16 protein-coding genes are annotated in these 21501 nt (G+C 37.9%); 10 read left to right on the top strand and 6 right to left on the bottom strand.

Annotated features, from left to right (window positions below; translation table 11 throughout):
* Positions 1–2 precede the first annotated feature (2 nt).
* On the top strand, positions 3–2243 hold the full coding sequence (locus R9X47_RS03560) for a glycosyltransferase (RefSeq protein ID WP_432665334.1): 2241 nt from the start codon (positions 3–5) through the stop codon (positions 2241–2243).
* A gap of 99 nt (positions 2244–2342) precedes the next feature.
* Here the strand turns inward: R9X47_RS03560 and R9X47_RS03555 are convergent, their stop codons facing one another.
* From R9X47_RS03555 to R9X47_RS03530, 6 genes are read right to left on the bottom strand one after another with little or no spacing between them, the layout of a single operon-like run.
* Positions 2343–3056: a GT-D fold domain-containing glycosyltransferase gene (locus R9X47_RS03555; protein ID WP_432665333.1), complete on the bottom strand. Its 714-nt coding sequence runs from the start codon at positions 3054–3056 to the stop codon at positions 2343–2345.
* 43 nt (positions 3057–3099) lie between these two features.
* Positions 3100–5409 (bottom strand): glycosyltransferase, encoded by a 2310-nt coding sequence (locus R9X47_RS03550; RefSeq protein ID WP_432665332.1) that lies wholly within the window; start codon positions 5407–5409, stop codon positions 3100–3102.
* Positions 5410–5419: 10 nt separating this feature from the next.
* A complete protein-coding gene (gene rfbC / locus R9X47_RS03545) occupies positions 5420–5974 on the bottom strand; it encodes a dTDP-4-dehydrorhamnose 3,5-epimerase (RefSeq protein WP_432665331.1) in 555 nt (184 codons plus the stop codon).
* 9 nt (positions 5975–5983) lie between these two features.
* Positions 5984–7039, bottom strand: a complete 1056-nt coding sequence (rfbB, locus tag R9X47_RS03540) for a dTDP-glucose 4,6-dehydratase (RefSeq protein WP_432665330.1) — start codon at positions 7037–7039, stop codon at positions 5984–5986.
* Positions 7040–7048: 9 nt separating this feature from the next.
* On the bottom strand, positions 7049–7930 hold the full coding sequence (rfbD, locus tag R9X47_RS03535) for a dTDP-4-dehydrorhamnose reductase (protein ID WP_432665329.1): 882 nt from the start codon (positions 7928–7930) through the stop codon (positions 7049–7051).
* A gap of 29 nt (positions 7931–7959) precedes the next feature.
* Positions 7960–8715, bottom strand: coding sequence for a sugar phosphate nucleotidyltransferase (locus R9X47_RS03530; protein ID WP_432665328.1), 756 nt, complete (start codon positions 8713–8715; stop codon positions 7960–7962).
* A 404-nt stretch (positions 8716–9119) separates the two neighbouring features.
* Here R9X47_RS03530 and rfbG point away from each other — a divergent pair, with 404 nt between their 5' ends.
* The 9 genes from rfbG to R9X47_RS03485 all read left to right on the top strand — a co-directional run bounded on the left by rfbG (position 9120) and on the right by R9X47_RS03485 (position 21499).
* Positions 9120–10196 (top strand): CDP-glucose 4,6-dehydratase, encoded by a 1077-nt coding sequence (gene rfbG, locus R9X47_RS03525; protein ID WP_432665327.1) that lies wholly within the window; start codon positions 9120–9122, stop codon positions 10194–10196.
* A complete protein-coding gene (locus tag R9X47_RS03520) occupies positions 10193–11077 on the top strand; it encodes an NAD-dependent epimerase/dehydratase family protein (protein ID WP_432665326.1) in 885 nt (294 codons plus the stop codon). Before rfbG ends, R9X47_RS03520 begins: the two co-directional genes overlap by 4 nt.
* The gene (gene rfbH, locus R9X47_RS03515; protein ID WP_432665324.1) at positions 11070–12428 is read left to right on the top strand and encodes a lipopolysaccharide biosynthesis protein RfbH; all 1359 of its coding nucleotides are present in this window, start codon (positions 11070–11072) and stop codon (positions 12426–12428) included. The genes R9X47_RS03520 and rfbH overlap by 8 nt, the downstream gene beginning before the upstream one ends.
* A 5-nt stretch (positions 12429–12433) precedes the next feature.
* Positions 12434–13186 carry a glycosyltransferase gene (locus tag R9X47_RS03510; protein WP_432665323.1) on the top strand — a complete coding sequence of 251 codons (753 nt, stop codon included), beginning with the start codon at positions 12434–12436 and terminating at the stop codon, positions 13184–13186.
* Positions 13187–13411: 225 nt separating this feature from the next.
* A complete protein-coding gene (rfbF, locus tag R9X47_RS03505; RefSeq protein ID WP_432665321.1) occupies positions 13412–14188 on the top strand; it encodes a glucose-1-phosphate cytidylyltransferase in 777 nt (258 codons plus the stop codon).
* 293 nt (positions 14189–14481) lie between these two features.
* A complete protein-coding gene (locus tag R9X47_RS03500; protein WP_432665320.1) occupies positions 14482–19278 on the top strand; it encodes a beta strand repeat-containing protein in 4797 nt (1598 codons plus the stop codon).
* A 195-nt stretch (positions 19279–19473) separates the two neighbouring features.
* Complete coding sequence (locus tag R9X47_RS03495) at positions 19474–20049, top strand: DUF4489 domain-containing protein (protein ID WP_432665319.1); 576 nt, start codon at positions 19474–19476, stop codon at positions 20047–20049.
* A gap of 115 nt (positions 20050–20164) precedes the next feature.
* On the top strand, positions 20165–20731 hold the full coding sequence (locus tag R9X47_RS03490; protein ID WP_432665317.1) for a DUF4489 domain-containing protein: 567 nt from the start codon (positions 20165–20167) through the stop codon (positions 20729–20731).
* A gap of 66 nt (positions 20732–20797) precedes the next feature.
* The gene (locus tag R9X47_RS03485) at positions 20798–21499 is read left to right on the top strand and encodes a DUF4489 domain-containing protein (RefSeq protein ID WP_432665316.1); all 702 of its coding nucleotides are present in this window, start codon (positions 20798–20800) and stop codon (positions 21497–21499) included.
* Positions 21500–21501: the final 2 nt, after the last annotated feature.

Here is a 21501-nt window from a genome sequence, read left to right as displayed (position 1 = left end):
CAGTGTTTAAAAAGGTATTATATCTAGGATGGCTTGGCAATGCAAATGTCGGCCACGAACTTGAGTTTGAAGTCTTTAAGAAATTGATGGCTAAGGAAAGTGATCGACAAAACCTAACTATAATAGTAGATAAATATATTCCAATGCAGAACTATGAGATAGATGTAACTCAATATGATTTAGTTGTACTTGGTGGAGGATCGATTTTTTCTTCAATATTAGAAGAAATTTGTCTAAAAGCTAATAGTTGCAATATCCCTATAACTGTATGGGGAACGGGTTTAGACAATCGAGATAAAAACAAAGTAAAAACTATAATCAAAGCGTACGAGAATAATGAAAAGTATTTATGTAATCCTAGGACTAGAATAGTTGTAAACTTAGCTGCTTTAGCTGGAGTAAGGGGTAATATAGAAAAACATCTGTTAAATGATAAAAAAGTTGATGTTTTAGGTGATCCGAGTATAATATTTAATTGGTTGAATAATAAATATCCCGAGACAAAGAGTGTAAATGATTTCATTAACGGTGATGAAAATATTATGTTAATCAATTGGGGAACCTCATACAACAATATTATTGGGAAGAATGAAGAAAATATCCAAAGAAACTTAGAAAAAACAGCCAAGGAACTACTAGATAGAGGTTATAAAGTAATTGTTTATCCAACTTGGAATTTAGACATTAATCCATGTAAATCCTTTGTAAATAATTTAAACAATCCTAATGTTTATCTGATTGAAAAGGTTTATGATGCATATAGTTTAGCTGGTATCATACAAAAATGTAAGTTTAGTATTAATTTTAAGATGAGCGCTAATCTATTATCGATGTCGATGAAAAAGCCCTTTATTTCTTTAGCCTATGGATTAAAATGTTATGATTTTGCTGAGTCTATAGATTCAAAGGATTTAATTCTATTAACTGATGATATAGATGCTGAGAAATTATTAGAAAAGGTTAAGTATATTGAAGAAAACTATAATGAGATACAACGACGATTTGCAAATTTTATTAATTTATATAGTAAAAATCAGACTGAATTTATGGGTAAAATTGTAAGTTTCTTTAAAGAGAAAGATACTTCTTCTCCTCAAATAAGTCCGTCGCGAGGTTATATCATTTCATCGTCAAAGAAAAAACAAGTATTTACTACTTTATTTCCACCGGTTGAGAATTGCCATTTGGTAAAGGATGTAGGTATGATACCCTATATGATGCAAAGATATTTTGGTTATGATGCAAAAATTGCTGGATATGCTACGGGTGAATTTCCTTATTTAGACAAGGGCTTTAAAGGGCTGAAAATTGATAGGATGAATGATACAGGAAATTTGAAAAATGATGTACTTAATTATCTATTGGAAAATGCAAAAAATATAGATATATTGCACGTATTTCATCCCGAATATACGACCTTGGAATGGATAGAAATGTATAAAACCCTAAATCCTAATGGAAAGGTATATCTAAAACTTGATGCAAATGCCAGTGTAAAGGGCTGGATATATTCCTCTGTTTTTAACGAAAAACAAAGAGATATATTCCATATGTGTGACTTAATAAGTGTTGAGACAATTGATCTATATAAATATTTGAATGAGCAATGGCCTATAAAGGTTGAATACATTCCAAATGGATTCTTCGCAGAGGACTATAAAAACACTTTAAACATCCGTTATGAGGAAAAGGAAAATGTCATTTGTACCGTTGGAAGAATAGGTAATTATGCGAAGGCTACTGAAATTTTGACTGAGGCCTTTGCAAGGGTATGTGATGAACTAGACGGTTGGACTTTAAAATTCATTGGTCCTATAGAGGAACATTTTAAAGGATATATTCAGCGATACTTTTTACAGCATCCACAGCTTGAGGGCAGGGTGGTTTTTACAGGTGAGATAAGTGATCGCGAAGCCCTATCTAGAGAATATAGAAAAGCAAAAATATTTTGTTTGCCATCTAGATGGGAGAGTTTTGGGATAGTTTTAGCTGAGGCAATACAACACGGTTGCTATATCATTGGGGCAAACTTTTTATCAATCAATGATATTACAGATAATAAGAAGTATGGAGATGTATTTGAAATAGATAATGTAGAACAACTAAGCGAATGTTTGATAAAAGCCTGCAGTGATGAACAAAGGTTAAAAAGAGTATGTAAGGAAGTACAGAGTCATGCCTACAAGAGATTTAATTGGGGGAGAATTTGCTCAAAGGTTGACCGGCTGCTAAAACAATCATAGGAGCTTCAAATATAAAAAATACTACAGTGTAAAACACTATGGACGGTATGTCGACATGTGTTTTTCATTGTAGTATTTTTATATAGGTTTATGCTACCCTTAAATCCACTTTGCACCCTTGATAATTTCATCACTTAAATGACCAAAATCTAAGGCAACAACATTCTTGAGTTTAGTGATTGCAGAGCATATCATAACGGCAGAAATCCCTGCGGAAACTAAGGCTATATCAAAGTCATAAAGATACATTTCCTTTACTATTCTTTCGTGGTCGGTTACACCCTTCACAGGGTAAATGCTTTTAACAATATTTATGTTTTTTTGACTAAGTATTCTCTCTAGCTCCGACATGCGGTTACCAACTAAAAGAACTCTCAAGCCACTTCTATATAAGATTTTAGATATATACCCCTCAATGAATAGTGTATAGTTTATCAAAGAGCTGGTCAAATTTAGCTTAAAGGGATTTATATTGTTAGAATCAAAGGAATGCAGGGTAAGGGGCATGAAATTTTCTAATGGTGAAGTTGGAATTCCTACGATATCGGCATTTAAAATTGCCTTACATAAATCATCCTTTGATTTTAAATCAGGAACATTAACTCCTGCGTAACTTAAAAAGGGGCCTCTCTTTTTAATTTCATCTATGGAGAATAAACCATTCTGGGCAAGGGTCAGTGCTTCTCCATCACCAATCCTCACAATAGATAAGGCGCTCTTCTTATTCAAGGCAATAACTATCTGATTATAAATGTCTCTTTCATTAAGCATTCTTTCAACTAACTCTGCTCTAAGGAATTCTAGTAGTTTCATTTTTTTCTACCTCACTATACTATTCAAAATAAGACCTTCTCTATTAAAATCCTAAACTTTTAAAGTATTTTTGATTATGCAGTATGCTCTTATTATTTGGATCATACTTTCTTGCAATTTCATTATGCGCATAGGCTTTTTTATGGTCACCAAGATTATCGTAGCACACACATAGTTGCAGATGTGGAAGCCAGGTCCATGATGGTTCATAGCAAAACGGCCAATCATTCTCGTGTTTTTCTAGTCTCGTTGATAAATCATACCAGAAAATCGCATCCTTAATTCTATTTTCTTGTAATAATAGGAATCCTAGTTTACAACAGGCTTCAGCCCTAGGTAAATCATATTCGAAGGATTTGTAACAATATTTCTTAGCCTCCTCTAGCTTTTGTATATAAAAGTAACAGTCAGATATGTTGCAGCAGACAGAGATGCTGTGCTCGCTCCAACTATCATTTCTTTCCAGAAATTCTAGATAGCATTCAATTGCTTCTTCATATCTGCCCTGTGTATTTAAAATATTACCAAAGATAAATAGCTCCTCTGTTGTGAAATCTAAGGTCTCAAGGCTTTTGACTTCGTAGTCTGATAAGTCTTTATTATATATATCATCCCACACCCTATTACTTGTTTTTACAATGTTTAGTATATATTCCGGATAGGATACAGCGTCTCCTAAATCATTAATTGTGTTTAGAATAGAGCTTGCAAGATCTGTTTTTCCAGCAAATAGTAATAACCTGAAATACAAATAATATAAATCACTATAATCTTTACACTGTTTTAAGAAGGTTTCTATGAGCAGAAAAGCTTCATCTATGCGTTTTAATCTAAACAATGTTAGGACAACCCACTTAGCATAGACCATTTTAACTTTAGTATCCCTTTCAGAATGATAATTCTCTAAAAGCTTGTGTAAAGCTGCTTCATAGTTCGTGTTTAGAAAGTCTTCTAGAGCTTCGTCATTGTAGAGATTCTGCACCTGCTTGCAATCAATTTTCACTTTACAATAGCATTTTTCAGGAGGGTATAATCCTTGCTCTTTTTTTCTTTTTGCTACTGTTTCCCAACGTATTAGAGAAAATTTCTTCAGATTTAGACTTGAAAGAGGCACTTGAACTTCATCACATTCAGTATAAAGTAGATACTTTTTAAACTTAGAGTATTCTTGGGCATTAATAAAGCTATTTATATTTAATAAGCTTTCCCAATCCACCATCATGTTATTTTCTTTGACTCTGTATATTGCTATATCTTTATAGTATGAATACAACTTTGGAATAATAGTATCCCACTTAAACACTTCTGCGGTTTTCAGACCATTTTCTATAAGTTTTTCTTTTAATAGAGAGTCATTTAAAAGCCTTATGATTTTCTCAGCAATGTCATTGGGCTCTTTGATTTTAGCCGTTAAAGCATTAAACAAGTTCTCAGCATACTCTAGTACCCCAGTATTCTCTGTAGTAACAACGGGGCATCCCGAAGCCATTGCCTCTAGAACGGGGAGCGAGAAGGATTCGTAATGAGAACCAGATACAAAGAGCGTGGCATTCCTATACAGCTTACTAATCTCATCCTGTAAGGGATTAATAAAGGTCTGATCTACCTTTGTTTTTACATTACTTTGTGTGTCATAGGGAGTGATCCAATACAATTTTAATTCTGGATAATTCTTTTTAACTATCTCATAGGCTGTGACAATATCATTGATTCCTTTGAAATCCAAAGAGTCATTTCCCATCATTAAAATATAGGGTGATTCCTCTTGTTTTGTGACATTATTTTTCTGGAAAAAAGCATCCTGTAGTCCATTATGAATAACAGTAGATTCTCTATGATAAACTCTTTTGATATCTTCTGCAGCTTTCTCAGAAACTGTTATAATGAACTGTGGCAGCTGAAATTGTCTGTAGATAAAGTTTTTATATTCTTCGTTTAATGTCTCAGGTTCAAATAAATGAAAGTCACCCTGTTCAAAATATACAACTGGAGCTATACCTGTATCTATACAAGACTGTATATGGTCCCAATATGTTGCGATAATCACATCACAATTTGGTATTCCCTTAGCTAGTTCTATTGTAAAAGGAACCTGAATATAAGCGGATTCGATAGGATACCAAGAGGGTTTAGGGAAGTGAGAAACAATCGTAACTTGCATACCAAATCTTTTCAGCCGATTAGTATGTTCGAAGATTATTTTTACTCCTCCACATATATGGACATTGGTCATTACATAGACAATATGAATTTTTTCTTTAGTATCTTCTGTCTTTATTAGTACTTGCTGTTTTGCCCTTTGTAGGTTAGAAAATCTTCTGATTAACTCCTTTGAACGTAGTTCTTCAATCATAGGTACACCCCTAGAAAATATTATATTCTTTAAAGGATTTTAACTTTTTATCCTTATCTGATAATATGACTTCATCAATATTATTTAATGGCCACAAAATGTTTATATCTGGATCGTTCCAAATTATACCCGACTCTTCTTCAGGATAATAATTGTCAGTACATTTATATACAAACTCTGCTTCCTCTGACAATACTAGAAAACCATGGGCAAATTCTTCTGGTATGTAAAGCTGTCTTCTATTTTTTTCACTGAGAACGCATCCATACCATTTTCCATATGTTTCTGAATTTCTTCTAAGGTCTACAGCAACATCGAAAACTTCTCCTTTAGTAACCCTAACTAATTTACCTTGGCAATGATATTTTTGAAGATGAAGTCCTCTCAATACGCCTTTTCTAGATTTTGATTGATTATCTTGAACAAAAACCATATTAAGTCCAGCTTCTTTAAAGTCTCTATAGTTATAGGTCTCCATAAAATAGCCTCGGGTGTCTTGGTAAACCATTGGTTCAATAAGAAATAATCCACTAATTGGTGTTTTAATAAAATTAAACCTACCCATATCTACCTCCTAAAAATCACGGTACATTTGCTCATAATAATTTTGATATTCACCTGAAGTTACATTTTCTAGCCAACTTTTATTATTTAAATACCAATCAATAGTTTTGATTATACGTTCATCAAAATTCGTTTTAGTCTCCCAGTTGAGTTCGGTTTTTATCTTTTTTGGATCGATGGCATATCTTCTGTCATGACCCTTTCTATCCTTCACAAATCGTATAAGATTTTTCGTTATGGTTGAATCAACATTTCTCCCTAGGTGCTCAATTATTGTATTTACTATATAAAGGTTTGTTTTTTCGTTATGACCGCCAATATTATAGAATTCACCTAAAGAGCCACTACTGATAACCATATCAATAGCCCTACAATGATCTTCAACATATAGCCAATCTCTAATATTTAAGCCATCACCATAGATAGGTATGGGCTTCTTCTGCAAGCAGTTATTAATGACAAGTGGGATCAACTTTTCTGGAAACTGATGTGGGCCGTAGTTATTTGAGCATCTAGTTATATTAACCGGCATTTGATAAGTATGATAGTAGGATTCAACAATTAAATCAGCCGATGCCTTACTTGCAGAGTAAGGGCTGCGGGGAGCTAGAGGAGTATCTTCTGTAAAGTAACCTGTACTACCTAACGAACCATAAACCTCATCGGTAGATATCTGTATAAATTTCTTTCCTTCTTTAAAACCATTTTCTGTTTCCCAGAGATTTTTAGCTGTATTCAATAGATTCGTGGTTCCTAAGATATTTGTTTTGAAAAAAATATTAGGGTCTTGAATACTCCTATCTACGTGGGATTCGGCAGCAAAATTAACAACATAATCAATATCATATTCTGTGAAAACCTTTTCTATGGAGTCTTTATCACATATATCTGATTTAATGAAGAAATAATTAGGATTTTTCTCTACTTCATGAAGGTTTTCGAGATTTCCAGCATAGGTGAGTTTATCAAGGTTTATTATTTTGATGTTGTCATAGTTCTTCAGCATATATATTATAAAGTTTGACCCTATAAATCCAGCTCCACCGGTGATTAGGTAAGTTTTCATAACAGCCTCCTAAAAATCTATATTATTAATAAACATCTCTAGAGCATCCTCCCACTGCCTCATTTCATCCTTAACTGTACAGCGTAGCATTAAATTATCTAGTAATGAAAAAGAGGGCCTTACAGCAGCTCTTTTAAGTTTTTCTGTTTTTATTGGGTTAACAGTACAATTAGATTTACTAAATTCAATTATCTTGCATGCAAATTCAAACCAGCTACAATGTCCATTACCTGTACAATGATATATGCCATAATCCTCCGTTAATGCAATCTTTAAAATGTGATAAACTAAATCCTGTACATTTGTAGGACTTCCTATCTGATCATCAACTACATTAATATGATCTTTTTCAGTGGCAGCCTTCAAGATCGTTTTAACAAAGTTTTTACCAGTGTACCCATATAACCAAGAGGTTCTTAGTATAAAATAATTAGTACAGAATTCTCTTACATACACCTCACCTAAATATTTTGTTTTCCCATATACATTGATAGGAGAGGGGAGATCATACTCACTATAAGGAGTTTTACTGGAACCATTAAAAACGTAATCGGTTGATAAATGTATTAGTTTTGACCTGAACTCCTCACACGTCATAGCAATATTCTTGGCTCCCAAAGCATTAACCTTAAAAGCCAAGTCTCGATTTGTTTCACAATTATCTACGTGGGTAAAGGCAGCAGCGTTAATAACAACGTCAGGAGTACATTCATTGAAAACTTTTCTAACCTTATCTAGGGAAGCTATATCTAATACTTCTTTATTTGCACCTAGTATTTTTGACGATTGATATGTTTTATTGATTTCACCAATCTCCGAATAACCAGTGTTAAGAACATGAAGAATTCCACTTCCTAGCTGTCCATTGGCTCCAGTAACTAAAATGTTCATAAAAAATCCACTCCTTAAGCTAAACCTCGCTATTCAATTTGAGCATTATAGTAGTTATTTAGGACATCATCTAAACAGATATCTTTGGATAGAAGATTGGCCTTAAACCAAGAATCAAAGGTCCCTGCATCTGTCCACCAACCCTTTAAGACATCATAGGTAAGTGAGTTATCATTGATGTACCAGTTGTTAACATCTGTGATTTCAAGCTCACCTCTACCCGATGGCTTTAAGGTATCTATAATATCAAATACTCTGTTGTCATACATATATATTCCAGTGACGCAGTAATTACTCTTCGGATTTTCAGGTTTTTCTTCAACTTTTACAACCTTATCTTCTCTAAGCTCAGGAACACCATATCTTTTAGGATCATGAACTTCTTTTAATAATACCTTTGCTCCTATGCCTTGTTTCTCATATTTTTTTACATACTCAATGATACTGTCTTCAAATATGTTGTCACCAAGTAGAACTAAGCAGCAATCATTTCCAACAAACTCTTTGCAAAGACCTAGGGCCTCGGCTATTCCACCGGGGCGATCTTGTATTCTAAATGTAAAATTGACTCCGAATTCATAACCACTGCCCAATAAATTGACTACAGATCCCATATGTTCCTTTCCGGAAATAATCATAATGTCTCTAATATCAGCTTGTTTAAGTTTAGCAATCAAATAAAATATCATCGGATATTTGCCTACTGGAAGTAGATGTTTATTAGTCACCTTAGTTAACGGTAAAAGTCTTGATCCAGTACCTCCCGCTAAAATAATCCCTTTCATAAAATTTTCACCTTCTTAATAGGAATTGTTATACCCTAGCCCTGATTATTCGTGAAAAGTTTGAAAGTGTGCAAGTAGTTTTGAATTCTAAAGCTTTCATCAAGTTCGAAGGCCTACCTAAACGGTACGTCGAGAATTTGATGGAAGTTTTAGAATCAAAAGGGCGCAGCAGAATTTTGAATTTTTCATGAATAATCTGGGCCTAAATTATTATATGTATGCCTGTTAAGGTTTGAGATTGTTTAACCCGGATTTAAATAAAAATTTTATAGAGGTTTATTGCTCAAATACCATCACACTAAGGGCAAAGCTACCATAATATGAATTAACCTTGTTTGCAAAGGCCTTTCAGAAGGGCTATTGCTACGTAATTAAGTCTTATAAAGATGGAGAGGCACTATATTATGAATAAAGATTTTTGGAAAAAGAAGAAGGTTCTAATCACAGGACATACTGGATTCAAAGGCTCATGGCTTAGTATTTGGCTTTTGGAGCTGGGGGCAGAAGTAATTGGCTATGCTCTACCTCCATATACCTCCAAAGATAACTTTGTTCTTTCTAATTTAGGCAGCAAAATAGTTGATATTAGGGGAGATATACGAGACTATATTAAACTCAAAGGAGTATTTGATGAGTGTAATCCTGAAATAGTATTTCATCTTGCAGCCCAGCCTTTAGTTAGAGAATCCTATAAAAATCCTTTAGAAACCTATCAAGTTAATGTTATGGGAACAGTTAATACTCTAGAGTGCATCAGAACATCTAAGTCTGCTCAAATAGGTGTCATGATAACATCTGATAAATGTTACGAGAACAAAGAACAAGTCTGGGGCTACAGAGAAAATGACGAACTAGGAGGCTATGATCCATATAGCTCTTCAAAGGGATGCTCTGAATTAGTGATTAAATCCTGGAGAAACTCTTTTATGAATCCATCTAACTATGCTGTTCATGGTAAATCCATAGCATCTGTACGGGCTGGAAACGTCATAGGGGGAGGAGATTGGTCAAAGGATAGAATAGTACCCGACTGTATAAGGGCTAGTGAAGAAAATAGGGATATAAAGCTTAGAAATCCTAATGCTATTCGCCCATGGCAGCACGTATTAGAACCCCTATGTGGGTATTTACTTTTAGCAGAAAAGCTGCAATCATTTCCAAAGGCGCTTTGTGGGGCTTGGAATTTTGGACCAACCTTTGATTCGGTCATAACTGTTAAAGAGTTAGCTGAAAGAATAGTTAGGTCCTATGGAAAAGGAGAGGTCCTATCTGAATCTAAGGGAAATACCTTCCATGAGACAAATTTATTAACACTAGACATCAGCAAAGCCACTAGAATGCTAGGATGGTATCCTAAACTAGACATAGAACAAACCATTGATCTAACAGTAGATTGGTATAAGAACTATAAGAAGGCAGACCTATACGATTTGTGTAAAAAACAGATTAATAATTACATGCTTGAAGGTGATGAAGATTGATTAAAGTAATCGTAACGGGTGCCACAGGTTTTATTGGTTCAAACTTAGTAAGAAAGTTAGTGGATCAGCATTATGATGTCTATATAATATGTAGAAAAACCAGTAGGCTACATAATATTAGTAGTTACTTAAATAAGATAGATATCTATAGATATGACAACAATCTGAGTAATCTAATAGGGTATTTTAATGAAATTAAACCAGATTGTATATTCCATTTAGCATCCTCAGTTATTGTAGAACATAAACCAGAGGATATTGATAACCTAATCAATAGCAATTTAAGATTTAGCACCCATATTTTAGAAGCCATGCTTCAATCCGGAGCAAAAAAGATTATAAATACAGGGACATCCTGGCAGCATTATGAAAACAAAAAATATAATCCTGTATGTTTATATGCTGCTACAAAGGAAGCCTTTGAGAAACTATTAGAATACTATATTGAAGCAGAAAATTTTAAAGCAATAACATTAAAGCTATTTGATACCTATGGTGAGAGTGATACTAGAGGCAAGTTGATTAACTTACTAAGCAAATATTCAAAGGATAAGAAAATTTTAGAGATGTCTAGTAGCAATCAGGTTATGGATCTAGTTCATGTAGACGATGTAACAGAGGCCTATTTTAAGGCATATGAGTATTTGAATAAAAAAATTGATTACACCCATGAAAAATTTGCAGTGTCGTCACGAAGAGTAATTACATTGAAGGAATTAATAGAAATATACGAAAAGGTGGCTGAGAAGAAATTAAATATTAGGTGGGGAGCTAAACCACCAAGAAAGAGAGAGGTTTTCCAGCTATGGAGCGACTATAGTCTTGTTCCAAATTGGGAGACTACTCTGTCATTGGAGGAGGGATTAAAGAGGTTTGAGTGATAATCTAGAAGTGAAACTTAGAGGTAATATTATTAAAGAAGTTAAAGCATATTATAAAGAAGTTTATGGGAACAATTCTCCTTGGGAAAAGGGAGAAAAAATAAACTATGCTGGCAGGGTATTTGACGAGGATGAAATGGTCAACCTAGTAAATTCCTCACTTGATTTTTGGTTAACGGCTGGAAGATATGCCGATGAATTTGAAGCGAAACTATCTGAGTTCTTAGGTGTAAAATACTGTTCTCTAACCAACTCAGGTTCTTCTGCAAATCTATTAGCATTTATGGCTCTAACATCTCCGAAGCTAGGCCATAGAAGAATAGAAAAGGGTGATGAAGTAATTACCGTGGCGGCAGGATTTCCTACAACAGTAAGTCCGATAATTCAATATGGAGCAACACCTGTATTTATTGATGTCACACTTCCAACCTATAACATAGATGTGTCAAAATTAGAAGAAGCCCTATCTTTGAAAACAAAAGCAATTATGATTGCCCATACTCTAGGTAATCCATTCGATTTAAAAGAAGTAAAAGACTTTTGTACTAAACATAATCTATGGCTAATTGAAGACAATTGTGATGCACTGGGTTCTAGATATTATATAGATGGCGAGTGGAAATATACCGGCACAATTGGTGATATTGGTACTTCTAGTTTTTATCCTCCGCATCATATAACCACGGGTGAAGGAGGAGCAGTCTACACTAATAATCCTGAACTAAAACGCATTGTAGATTCTCTTAGGGATTGGGGAAGAGACTGCTGGTGCAAACCTGGATGTGATAATACTTGTAAAAATCGTTTTGATGGACAATTCGGTGAATTACCCCATGGCTACGACCATAAATATATCTACTCGCACTTTGGATATAATCTAAAAATTACTGATATGCAGGCTTCTGTTGGCTGTGCTCAGCTAAAAAAACTTCCAACCTTTACTAAAAAAAGAAGAGCTAATTGGGATTTGTTAAAAGGTAAGCTATTGGATTTAGATAAGTTTTTCATTTTACCTCAAAAAACTGAAAACTCATTGCCTAGTTGGTTTGGATTTATTCTGACAATGAGAGAGCGCTGCAAATTTAGTAGAAAAGAACTACTTGAATATCTAGAGTCAAAAGGCATTCAAACAAGGCTTTTATTTGCTGGTAACATAGTTAAACAACCTTGTTTTGATGAGTTAAGAGATGATGACACTACTTATCGAGTTGTAGGTGACTTACCAAATACAAATATTATTACTGAGAAAAGTTTCTGGATAGGAGTGTATCCGAAAATAACTGAAGAGATGATAATATATATTAGCGATGAAATAAAGAATTTCATTTCTAGTGTTAGAGTAAAGGAGTAGATAGTTTGAAAAAAATTATTGTAAGCTCAAAATTTAATATCATGACCGGTATAAGAAATAAAACCTACGGAAGAAATGAAAATCTAAGATTTACAGAGGGTTGGATCGAAAATAGAATGAGGATATTTATGAACTTTACACGCAAAAGCTTAGAGAAGCAAACAAATCAAGACTTTACAGCACTATACGTATATGAAGATAGTACTGAAGAACTTATAAACCATGCCTTACCTAAATATTCTCATCTCCCTGAAAATATTAGATTTATAAAAAAAACAGAATATAATTCGGCGATTGACTCATTAACAACTGGATATGATGAATTATATTTAACAAGGCTAGATAGTGATGATATGTATGCCAATACATTTATACAAAAGTTACACGATTATAAGCCCAAAGAAGAAACAGAAGCATTACTATGTCAATATGGTTATATATACGATTGTATTAATAAAAGGCTAGGCGAATATTATCATTATCAGTTTACATTCTATACCTTTATATATAAGTTGAATAAGGAAGGCAAAAAGTTTTCAAGTTTAAATATTACACCTTGGGATGTTTTAGTTAATTTTTCTCATCAGAAAATTATAGATTATAAGTATGAATCTATACCTGAAAGAAATTTTATATTTAATATTCATACTCATAATACGGATAGCATATTTGGAATATACGATTGGGGAAATTGCAAAGTGGAAAGAGAAATTCTCGATAAAGTTGAGATTGGTAGGATAACAAGTGACTTTTTTTAAAGGGTATATAATTTAACACACCTGGCTAGTTACAATGTCGAGGGATATTAATATTTCCTTTTCGTTCATGCAATGAACTTGTTTTTTGATATATTTTAAAGGTGAAAACAGATTCATTGAGATCACTAAAAGGAAATATCAATATCCCTTAAGCACCTATAATATCATAATTTCATTTTACTAGCTTGGGGGTTAATTTAAACTATCATGAAAGAAGAGGATTTTATGAAAGTTGTAATTTTAGCTGGAGGATTTGGAACTAGAATAAGTGAGGACACTCATCTTAAACCGAAGCCTATGATTGAAATAGGAAATAAGCCTATTTTGTGGCATATAATGAAAATTTATTCTCATTATGGTTTCAATGAATTTATTATATGCTTAGGATATAAAGGCAATGTAATAAAAGACTATTTTTCAAAATTCTATTTATATAACTCAAATGTAACTTTTGATTTTACTAGTACTGACTCAATGATAGTCCATGAAAATGTAGTAGAACCTTGGAAGGTCACATTAGTAGATACGGGATTATATACGGGGACTGGCGGTCGAATCAAAAGAGTAAAAAAATATATTGGAGATAACTCTTTTATGTTGACCTATGGCGATGGTGTTTCTAATGTCAATATAAGAAAACTATTAAGATGCCACAAGGAAAATGGCAAAATTGCTACGGTAACAGCTGTAAATCCAATGGGTCGATTTGGTACGATAAAACTATCTGAGGATAATATAGTAGAGGAATTTAAAGAGAAAACTAGACAAGATAATAGCTGGATAAATGGCGGATTTTTTGTTTTGGAGCCTAAAATTTTTGATTACATCAAAGACGATGAAAGTATGTTTGAAAAAGCTCCAATGGAGATTCTTACACAAGAAAATGAACTTATAGCATTTAAGCATAGGGGCTTTTGGCATGCTATGGATACTTTAAAAGATAAAAAGTATTTACAAAGCTTGTGGGATAGTGAAAGACCGCCATGGAAATTGTGGGATTGATTTTATTGCTAATTATAAAAAGCTACATTATGTGAGAAAAGATATTTTTATAAAGGGGTTATCTTGTTTGACAAATTGAGATACTCCTTTTAATAATGGCTATTTTTAATAGTTTTTTTTGCACACGCATTGTAAATACAACATATTATACATTGAAAAAAGCCTAGGACATGGGTTTTATTAGTCTTCAGACTTATTCATTTTCAATAATAATGCTAGTAAAATATCTATTAAAAGTTTTGGAACTCTGAGATGGAAAAAGAATTTTGTTTGTAATATGGAGTGAGGGTAGAATGTCAAAAATCATAATAACTAAAATGGGAGGCGATAAAGTCAACTGCGAACATTGCTCTGACTTTAAGCCTTGTAAAAAGCGTTGCCCACCAAAAAGGAGATGTCCGACAGGACCGACAGGGCCGACTGGCCCAACAGGTGCAGGACCAACAGGGCCAACCGGTGCTACAGGAACTACTGGAGCAACAGGTACAACTGGAATCACAGGACCGACTGGAGCAACAGGAGTCACAGGATCAACTGGTGCCACAGGGGTGACAGGGTCAACTGGAACTACAGGAGTTACAGGGCCTACAGGTACAACAGGAATCACGGGATCAACCGGCGCAACAGGAGTCACAGGACCGACTGGTGCAACCGGAGTGACAGGATCAACTGGTGCCACAGGAGTCACAGGTCCAACTGGTGCTACAGGAATTACAGGACCGACTGGAGTAACCGGAATCACAGGACCAACTGGAACTACAGGAGTTACAGGGCCGACAGGTACAACTGGAGTGACAGGACCTACAGGGACAACAGGAGTCACAGGACCGATTGGGGCAACCGGAGTGACAGGATCAACTGGTGCCACAGGAGTCACAGGGCCAACGGGAATCACAGGACCTACTGGAGCAACTGGAGCAACTGGAGCTACAGGTGCAACAGGGGCAACAGGGGCTACAGGAGTGACAGGTGCGACAGGGATAACAGGACCGACAGGAGCGACTGGAATTACGGGACCGACTGGTGTAACAGGAGTCACAGGACCAACTGGTGCAACAGGTGTTACAGGACCTACTGGAACTACAGGAGTTACAGGACCTACTGGTGTAACAGGAATTACAGGAGCTACTGGAGCAACAGGTGTTACGGGACCTACAGGAGCAACTGGAATTACAGGGCCAACAGGTAGTACTGGAGCTACAGGACCGACTGGAGCAACAGGAGTTACAGGACCTACAGGGGCTACTGGTATTACAGGACCGACTGGAGCCACTGGAATTACAGGGCCAACTGGTGCAACAGGAGCAACGGGACCAACAGGCGCTACAGGAATCACAGGACCTACCGGGGCAACTGGAGTTACAGGACCAACCGGAGCAACAGGAATAACAGGACCGACTGGAACTACAGGAGTTACAGGACCGACTGGAGCAACTGGAATTACAGGGCCAACTGGTGCCACGGGAGCAACGGGACCAACAGGCGCTACAGGAATTACAGGACCAACGGGTGTAACTGGAGTTACAGGACCAACCGGAGCAACAGGAATTACAGGACCGACTGGAACTACAGGAATTACAGGACCGACTGGAGCAACTGGAATTACAGGACCGACTGGAGCAACTGGAATTACAGGACCGACTGGAGCAACAGGAATTACAGGACCGACTGGAGCAACAGGAATTACAGGACCGACTGGAGCAACAGGAATTACAGGACCGACTGGAGCAACTGGAATTACAGGGCCAACAGGAGCAACAGGAGCTACTGGAGAAACGGGAGTCACAGGACCGACAGGTGCAACTGGAATAACGGGACCAACTGGTGTAACAGGAGTTACTGGACCGACAGGGATGACGGGACCAACTGGAACCACTGGTGTCACAGGACCAACGGGAGCAACAGGAATTACAGGACCAACTGGAGCAACTGGAGTTACAGGACCAACAGGTGCTACTGGAATAACAGGACCGACTGGTGTAACGGGAGTCACAGGACCTACTGGAGCAACTGGTGTTACAGGACCGACTGGAGCAACAGGAGTTACGGGAGCTACAGGAGCAACGGGAGTAACAGGAGTGACGGGACCGACAGGTGCAACTGGAATCACAGGTGCTACTGGTGTAACAGGAGCTACAGGGCCAACTGGTGCAACAGGAGTCACAGGACCAACGGGAGCAACAGGAATTACAGGTCCAACGGGAGCAACGGGAGTTACAGGACCAACAGGTGCTACTGGAATAACAGGATCTACTGGAACTACAGGAGTTACAGGACCGACTGGAGCAACAGGAATCACAGGATCTACTGGAACTACAGGAGTTACAGGGCCAACTGGTGCGACAGGAGTGACAGGACCAACAGGTGCTACTGGAATAACAGGACCGACTGGTGTAACGGGAGTCACAGGACCTACTGGAGCAACAGGAATGACGGGACCGACAGGTGCAACTGGAATAACGGGACCTACTGGAGCAACAGGAGTCACAGGGCCAACAGGTAGCACAGGTGTCACAGGACCAACGGGAGCAACAGGAATTACAGGACCAACCGGTGCAACAGGAGTTACGGGACCGACTGGAGCAACAGGAATTACAGGACCAACCGGTGCAACAGGAGTTACGGGACCGACTGGAACTACAGGAATTACAGGACCAACTGGAGCAACTGGTGTTACAGGACCGACTGGAGCAACAGGAATTACAGGGCCAACAGGAGCTACTGGAGCAACTGGAGTGACGGGACCGACAGGTGCAACTGGAATTACGGGATCAACTGGTGTAACAGGAGTGACGGGACCGACAGGTGAAACTGGAATCACAGGTGCTACTGGTGTAACAGGAGCTACAGGATCAACTGGTGCAACAGGAGTTACAGGACCAACGGGAGCAACAGGAATTACGGGACCTACTGGAGCAACGGGAGTTACAGGACCAACAGGTGCTACTGGAATAACAGGACCGACTGGTGTAACGGGAGTCACAGGACCAACAGGTGTAACAGGAGTGACAGGGCCGACTGGAGCAACAGGAATCACAGGACCTACTGGAACTACAGGAGTTACAGGGCCAACTGGTGCGACAGGAATCACAGGGCCTACAGGTGTAACAGGAGTTACAGGGCCGACTGGGGCAACCGGGATCACAGGACCAACAGGTGCAACAGGTGTTACAGGGCCAACAGGAGCAACCGGAATTACAGGACCAACTGGTGCCACAGGAGCTACAGGGCCGACTGGCGTAACAGGAATTACGGGACCAACTGGAGCAACGGGAGTTACAGGGCCAACTGGTGCGACAGGAATCACAGGGCCGACTGGTGTAACGGGAGTCACAGGACCTACAGGTGTAACAGGAGTTACAGGGCCGACTGGAGCAACAGGAATCACAGGACCAACCGGTGCAACAGGAGTGACGGGACCGACAGGTGCAACTGGAATCACAGGTGCTACTGGTGTAACAGGAGCTACAGGGCCGACTGGGGCAACCGGGATCACAGGACCAACAGGTGCAACAGGTGTTACAGGGCCAACAGGAGCAACCGGAATTACAGGACCAACTGGTGCCACAGGAGCTACAGGGCCGACTGGCGTAACAGGAATTACGGGACCAACTGGAGCAACGGGAGTAACAGGAGTGACGGGACCGACAGGTGCAACTGGAATCACAGGTGCTACTGGTGTAACAGGAGCTACAGGGCCAACTGGTGCAACAGGAGTCACAGGACCAACGGGAGCAACAGGAATTACAGGTCCAACGGGAGCAACGGGAGTTACAGGACCAACAGGTGCTACTGGAATAACAGGACCGACTGGTGTAACGGGAGTCACAGGACCAACAGGTGTAACAGGAGTTACAGGGCCGACTGGAGCAACAGGAATCACAGGACCTACTGGAACTACAGGAGTTACAGGGCCAACTGGTGCGACAGGAATCACAGGGCCTACAGGTGTAACAGGAGTTACAGGGCCGACTGGAGCAACCGGGATCACAGGACCAACAGGTGCAACAGGTGTTACAGGGCCAACAGGAGCAACCGGAATTACAGGACCAACTGGTGCCACAGGAGCTACAGGGCCGACTGGCGTAACAGGAATTACGGGACCAACTGGAGCAACGGGAGTTACAGGGCCAACTGGTGCGACAGGAATCACAGGGCCGACTGGTGTAACGGGAGTCACAGGACCAACTGGTGCAACAGGTGTTACAGGACCTACTGGAACTACAGGAGTTACAGGACCAACTGGGGTAACCGGGATTACAGGACCTACAGGTGCAACAGGAGTGACGGGAGCAACTGGAACCACTGGAGTTACAGGACCAACTGGGGCAACCGGGATCACAGGACCAACAGGAGCAACAGGAGTTACAGGGCCAACTGGTGCGACAGGAATAACAGGACCGACTGGAACTACTGGAGTGACAGGGCCAACTGGAGTAACAGGAGTGACAGGAGCGACTGGAGTGACAGGACCAACAGGACCAACTGGTGCAACGGGAGTGACAGGTCCAACAGGAGAAGATGGCGATGACGGAGACCCTGGATCAACAGGAATGACAGGTATGACGGGTCCAACGGGAATGACAGGACCGACTGGTATGACCGGAGCAACAGGAATCACAGGACCTACAGGAGCAACTGGAATTACAGGGCCAACTGGTGCCCTTTCAACGGATTATGCGTATGTTTATAACACGGGAGCGCAAGGCGTTACTACCGGTTTCCCAGTTGCATTTAATAACAATCTAACAGTAAGTAGTGGAATTACCCACGTACCAGGAACAGCAACAATTACTGTATCTGCAACAGGAATATATGATATACAGTTTTATGCTAACTTCAATCTTAGTAATCAGGTTGAGTTACATGTAAACGGAGTACCTTTGCCAGCCACTTCAGGGCGCTATGGAACTGAGTTTAGTGTTGATATTGTCTATGGTCATGTTATTGTGGGATTAACAGGAGGAGATGTTGTTACTTTAGTATTAGTATCTCCAGCAGCATCAGTTCTAACATTAAATCCTGTGCCAGGACCTCCTGGATCACCTCCAGCGGTAAATGCTTCGATTGTTATTAAGAGAATAGATTAGTAATAAATAAAACCCATGATTATATTAATTGTGGGTTTTATACTATCTTTTAACATTCTCTTGACAAATAGAATATTATGTATTGATAAAAAAGATAAGTGAGTCCAAGTTTTATTCTATTTTTTCTATGTCAATATGATCCTATGATATATAGTATAGGACTTAAAAAATAAGGAAGGGAGAAAGTTAATTATTATGACTGGCCATATAAAAAAATTTGGTTGCGGCTGTGACCGCAAGAAAAAAGACTGTGATAGAGAGTGTAAAAAGAAAACTGAACCTAAAAGAATAATATTTGAATGTGGTGAATCAGTAGAGGCGGCAAACTTTACAATAGACTCATCAAGTCAAGAGACCTTTACTCTAGCACGAGTTTTCGTTGATTCAAGCAAGCTATGTAGACCCCAAGTCAAGATTGAGTTTTCTACTCAAGTTGTATTTGCAGCTACCCCAGTTACTGATCCAGTTAATATTAGAATGACATTTACACTAAAAAGACAGTGTGGCGATGGTCCTGAGATGACTATACGTGAATGGGAATATATCAATAGTTTTGATATAGACAACTTTACCTTTGCAGCAAGATCTGTTAGTGAACCATTCACAATTTCATTCTGTGAACCTCTACAATGTCCTGATTGCTGTGAATATTTTGTTGAGGTAACGGCAACTCCTGCAACTGATTTTACGAACATTATGTCAGCAGCAGTCAATCCAGATAATGATGCAAGCATGAGCGCATTTGCAAAAGGCATATGCTCAGACTGTTGATGTGGGGACTAAGGTGTAAGGCGTATGTTATGATTAAATTTTTAGGTTGAGTTTATGGAATTTGATTCTATGATATATAAGTTTAAAAAACATTGAAAGGAGAAGTTTAATAATTATGAGTGGTTATATGAAAAGATGTGACTGTGATAAAGATTATGAAGATAATTGTCATGATTGCTGCATCAAGATGACAGACCCAGAACCTAGAAAAATACTACTAGAGTGTGGTCAAAATCTTGAGTCTGCTAGGTTTGACTTGTCGAGTACGTCTGAACAGACATTTACATTAGGTCGTGTAATAATTGATACGAGTTGCTTACGAAAGCCAGAAGTGAAGATTGAGTTTTCTAGCATTGTATTTTATCAATCTAGTCCCGGAAATTCAATAGGCCCAGCAATTGAACTGACTTTTAGACTAAGAAGAAGCTGTAATAATGAAGAAATAGTAACAGTTCTTACAAGGGTATATAGAAAAGTGACTCAAATAAGTGACAATATTGTTGAAGAAATAATTAGTAGCGAGCCTTTTACTATTTCTTTTTGTGAGTGCCTAGATTTTCCAGGATGTTGTGAATATATAATGGAGGTATCTGGGAATCCAGCTAACTTTGCAAATATTGGAACTGCCGTGGTAGATGATCTGAGCTTAGGAGCCTTTGCTCAAGGAGTTGACTGTGATTAGTTAGAGATTGGATAGAGACTTAATTTGAAGAGTTGCAAAATTTAAAATAAGGAGGAAAAGAATTTTATGGCAGATAAGTTTCATAATAAGGGATGTGATTGTCGCACTGATACAAAGCATCCAAATCCTAAAAAGATAATATTCGAATGTGATAAAAATCCTGGGGAAGCAATATTTGAAATATTGGAGCCAGTAGAAGTATTTTTTACTGATCCTACTAATCCCCCAGATAGCCAAAGAATAGTCGAAAATTTTCCACTTACGAGTGTTTTAATTGATGCTAGACGATTAGTTAGGCCTATAGTTTTTATTGAATTTTCAAGTCAGATTTTTTTCGATGTGCAAACAACTCCTTCAACTGGACTACCTCAACCAGCAAGATTGTTTAGAATTAGGTTGAAATTTGTATTAACTAGGAAGTGTGACAATGGGCCTGAAGAGGTGGTACAAAATTGGAATTATGAAAAGAGTGTATCATTACTAGATGGTATATCAAATATAATAGAAGATAGAACTATCTCTGTGCCATTTTCTGTTGTTCACTGTGAATCCTTAATAAACTGTGATTGTAATTGCTGCGAATATGCAGTAACAGTTACGGCTACATCTACCTCTGAGCCAATTTTTGTACAGGAAAGCGCAAATGTATTTGAAGTCTTTACTACTTCAGATTTTATAAACATTGATGAAGCAAGGGTAACTAAAACTAGCATGAGTGGATTTGCGGTGCAAGAATGTACTGATTGCTGTACTGCTAAAGAATGTTGAAA

The sequence above is a fragment of the Wukongibacter baidiensis genome, from assembly GCF_050888315.1.
Lineage (GTDB): Bacteria > Bacillota > Clostridia > Peptostreptococcales > Caminicellaceae > Wukongibacter > Wukongibacter baidiensis.
The sequence above is the reverse complement of the archived record's forward strand: the minus strand, read 5'-3'. Positions and strand labels throughout refer to the sequence as shown.